At 69.3% G+C, this 3,543-nt stretch carries 3 protein-coding genes; 2 read left to right on the top strand and 1 reads right to left on the bottom strand.

Translation table 11 applies throughout. The features are described 5' to 3' along the window. Nucleotides 1-102 precede the first annotated feature (102 nt). Complete coding sequence (locus ACFWPJ_RS27805) at nt 103-564, bottom strand: gamma-glutamylcyclotransferase (protein WP_189030880.1); 462 nt, start codon at nt 562-564, stop codon at nt 103-105. A 208-nt stretch (nt 565-772) separates the two neighbouring features. Here ACFWPJ_RS27805 and ACFWPJ_RS27800 point away from each other — a divergent pair, with 208 nt between their 5' ends. Both ACFWPJ_RS27800 and ACFWPJ_RS27795 read left to right on the top strand, forming a co-directional pair. Beyond that, on the top strand, nt 773-2,173 hold the full coding sequence (locus tag ACFWPJ_RS27800) for an NAD(P)H-quinone dehydrogenase (RefSeq protein ID WP_378855698.1): 1,401 nt from the start codon (nt 773-775) through the stop codon (nt 2,171-2,173). 318 nt (nt 2,174-2,491) lie between these two features. After that, a complete protein-coding gene (locus ACFWPJ_RS27795) occupies nt 2,492-3,508 on the top strand; it encodes a hypothetical protein (RefSeq protein ID WP_378855696.1) in 1,017 nt (338 codons plus the stop codon). The last annotated feature ends 35 nt before the right edge of the window (nt 3,509-3,543 follow it).

The following is a 3,543-nucleotide window of genomic DNA, read 5'->3' as shown; positions in this document are numbered from 1 at the left end:
AAAACCCCAACTATAGTCGGGCGAAGCGCATTTTGTTTAAAAACAACCGCCAACCTACAGCGGCCGACGAGTCTGGCCAAAATTCGCGGGGAGGCGGGACAGCTAAGCGCCGGGGCCGACGTTTTTGCTGTTGCGGGTGCGCAGGGCATGGACGTAATCCTCAGGGGCGCCTGCCTTTTCGGCCGCATCGGCGATGACACCGATGTAGCGCGCCGACGGCAGTCCACCCTCGTAGGCGTCCAGCACGTACAGCCAGGCCAGCCGGGACTCACCCTGGGTGCCGGTGACGCGCAGCCGGATCTTCTTGTGGATCCCGAAGTCGGAGCCCTCCCATCGGTCGAGGCGCTCCTCGTCCTCGGGGGAGACGTCGTAGAGGACGACGAACACCCGGGAGCCCGGATCTTCGACGACGGTGGCCAACGGCCCTTCCCAGCCGATGTCGTCACCGGCGAAGGTCAGGCGCCAACCTTCCAGCCACCCGGTCCCGGACATGGGCGAATGCGGGCAGCGTTCCAGCATCTGCGTCGAGTCCATGTTGGACCCGTAAGCGGCATAGATCGGCACCTCACGAACTGTAGCCAATAACAGCGGCGGAATTCCTGTCTCCCACCCAGATCGGCTGACGGTCACAGTCGTGGCGTGGCCGAACACGCCGAACTTGTTCACCGATCCGGCCCGGGCCTGTCGCCGCGCACCTGAAATGATGGGGCGACAGTACGGGCGGGTCCTCACAAGGGACGCGGCCGATCAGGCGAATACAGGGAGCGTGGCTGTGGCACGGATTGCGATCATCGGTGGCGGACCGGCGGGGTACGAGGCGGCGCTGGTAGCGGCCCAGCACGGAGCGTCGGTGACCCTGGTGGACGCCGACGGTATCGGTGGCGCGTGTGTGCTGTGGGATTGCGTACCGTCCAAGACCTTCATCGCCTCGACCGGTCTGCGCACCGATCTGCGCCGCGCGCGTGATCTCGGCATCACCCTCGACGCCGACCAGGCCAAGGTGCACCTGCCCGAGGTGAACGGCCGTGTGAAGGCGCTCGCGCTGGCGCAGTCCGCCGATATCCGGGCGAAGCTGCAGGCCGCGGGCGTGCAGCTGCTGTCGGGCCAGGGCGAATTGGTCGGGCCGGCCCCCGGTTTGGCGCATCGCGTCCGCGCGACGCTGGCCGACGGCAGCACCGAGGAGTTCGAGGCCGAGGTCGTGCTGATCGCGACCGGCGCCAGCCCGCGCGTGCTGCCCGGCGCCGAGCCCGACGGCGAGCGCATCCTGAACTGGCGCCAGCTCTACGACCTGCACGAACTGCCGGAGACCCTGGTGGTGGTCGGTTCCGGTGTCACCGGCGCCGAGTTCGTCTCGGCGTATACCGAGATGGGCGTGCGCGTGAAGCTGGTCTCCAGCCGCGACCGGGTGCTGCCGGGCGAGGACGCCGACGCGGCGCTCGTGCTGGAGGAGGCGCTCGCCGAGCGTGGTGTGGAACTGGTCAAGCACGCCAGGGCCGACGCGGTGGAGCGCACCGCCGAGGGCATCGTGGTGAAGCTGTCCGACGGCCGCACCGTCACCGGCTCGCATGCGCTGATGACCGTCGGCTCCACCCCGAACACCCAGAACCTGGGCCTGGACCGGGTCGGCATCGAACTCGATCGCGGCGGATACCTTCGCGTCGACCGGGTTTCGCGCACCTCGGTGCCCGGCATCTACGCCGCGGGTGACTGCACCGGTCTGCTGCCGCTGGCCTCGGTGGCCGCCATGCAGGGCCGGATCGCGATGTATCACGCGCTGGGTGAGGGCGTGAGTCCCATCCGGTTGAAGACGGTGGCCTCGGCGGTGTTCACCCGCCCGGAGATCGCGACGGTCGGCGTCAGCCAGACCGCCATCGACAACGGCGAGGTGCCCGCGCGCACAGTGATGCTGCCGTTGAACACCAACCCGCGCGCGAAGATGTCGGGGCTGCGGCGCGGCTTCGTGAAGATCTTCTGCCGCCCGGCGACCGGCGTGGTGATCGGTGGCGTCGTGGTCGCGCCGATCGCCTCGGAGCTGATCCTGCCGATCGCGCTGGCGGTGCAGAACAACCTCACCGTCACCGATCTGGCGCAGACGTTCTCGGTGTACCCGTCGCTGACCGGTTCGGTCACCGAAGCAGGTCGTTTGCTGATGCGCCACGACGACCTGGACTGACTCGCCCCCGCCGGAATGTGAGGCGGATCACCGGCGCGGGAGGTTTCGAATTGTCTTGGTCGACAACGTTCGTCGTCGTTCCGTGGTGGTGATCTCCCTGGGGGTTTGCCCAGGCGGCGCGAATCTTACTGCTGCGTTGCCTGTCCCGCGCTCATGTGGTTGACTCACGGCCGAGGCGCGATCAGATTGTGATCGCGTGGTGGATTTGTGGGGGATTCCCTCCGGGAAAGGGATTAGCGAAAAGTGAAGCATCGTAAGCCGAGTCGGGCGCAGCGAGCGATGGCAAGCACGTCGTTGCCCCTGGCTGCTGCAGCCGCCGTGGCAACCCTCCTTGCGGCTCCCGCCGGCGCGGTCCCCAGCGACCAGCCGTCGACGCCGGCCACACCGGCTCCTGCGCAGCCGGGCACCGAGCAGCCGGGTACCGAGCAGCCTTCGAACGAGGCGCCGGAGACCGGCACCCCCGAGCAGACACAGCCGGAGACGCCGGAGAATGTGAAGCCGGGCGAGACCAAGCCGACCCCGGCCCAGCCGGGTGTCACCAGCCCCGCGCCGGGTCAGCCGGAGGCCACGCCTGCCAAGCCGACCCCGAGCCAGCCGGGTGTCACCACCCCGCGCGTCGCGCCGCTGCCGGTGCCGGGTCAGACCGGCCAGGGCAGCCAGGCGCAGCCCGCCGTGTCGCCGGAGCGCGCGGGCACCACGCCCGAGCAGGAGACCACCCCCGGTCAGCCGGGCACCGCGACCCCGGGTCAGCAGTCGCAGGGCCAGCCGGCGCAGCCGTCGCAGGCGCAGCCGACCGTGCCGTCCGACCAGGGCGCCGGCGCTGATGTCGAGGACGAGGGTTCCGACAAGCTCGTCCAGACGCCGACCTGGCAGGCGCCGCACTTCTCGGACGCTCCGGCCGCGCCGGTCGTCGAGATGGAAGGCCCGCACCAGGAGCTCGGCGTCTCCGTCGACGGCGGCGGCGTGCTGCCCGGTGTGGTGAACACCCACCACTACAACAACGCCTCGGGCTACGTCGGCACCGTCGGCTACCGCACGCCGACCGGTTTCGGTGACGCGGGCGTCTCGGTCGAGTACATCGGCGAGAACTCGGTCAAGGTCACCACCTACAACGGTGGTGACGGCCGTACCGACAACACCACCGTGACCGTCCTCGACACCACCCAGGCGAACCTGGCCAAGGCGGCGGTCGAGAACTGGATCAAGGCGCAGCCGGGCGGCGTCGCCGCGATGGAAGCCGCCGCGAAGGCTACACTTCCGGTGCCGGGGGAGCTGCTTCAGACGGTGAACGTCGCAGGTGTCACCACCCAGTGGGGTGGCTCGCTCCAGTACTGACACGCAGTACGTCGTGGGGGGGGGGGGGGGGGGGG

Origin of the sequence: Nocardia sp. NPDC058497, assembly GCF_042720195.1 — a bacterium.
Classification (GTDB): domain Bacteria; phylum Actinomycetota; class Actinomycetes; order Mycobacteriales; family Mycobacteriaceae; genus Nocardia.
Note: the sequence above shows the minus strand (reverse complement) of the source record. Positions and strands in the feature narration are given on the sequence as shown.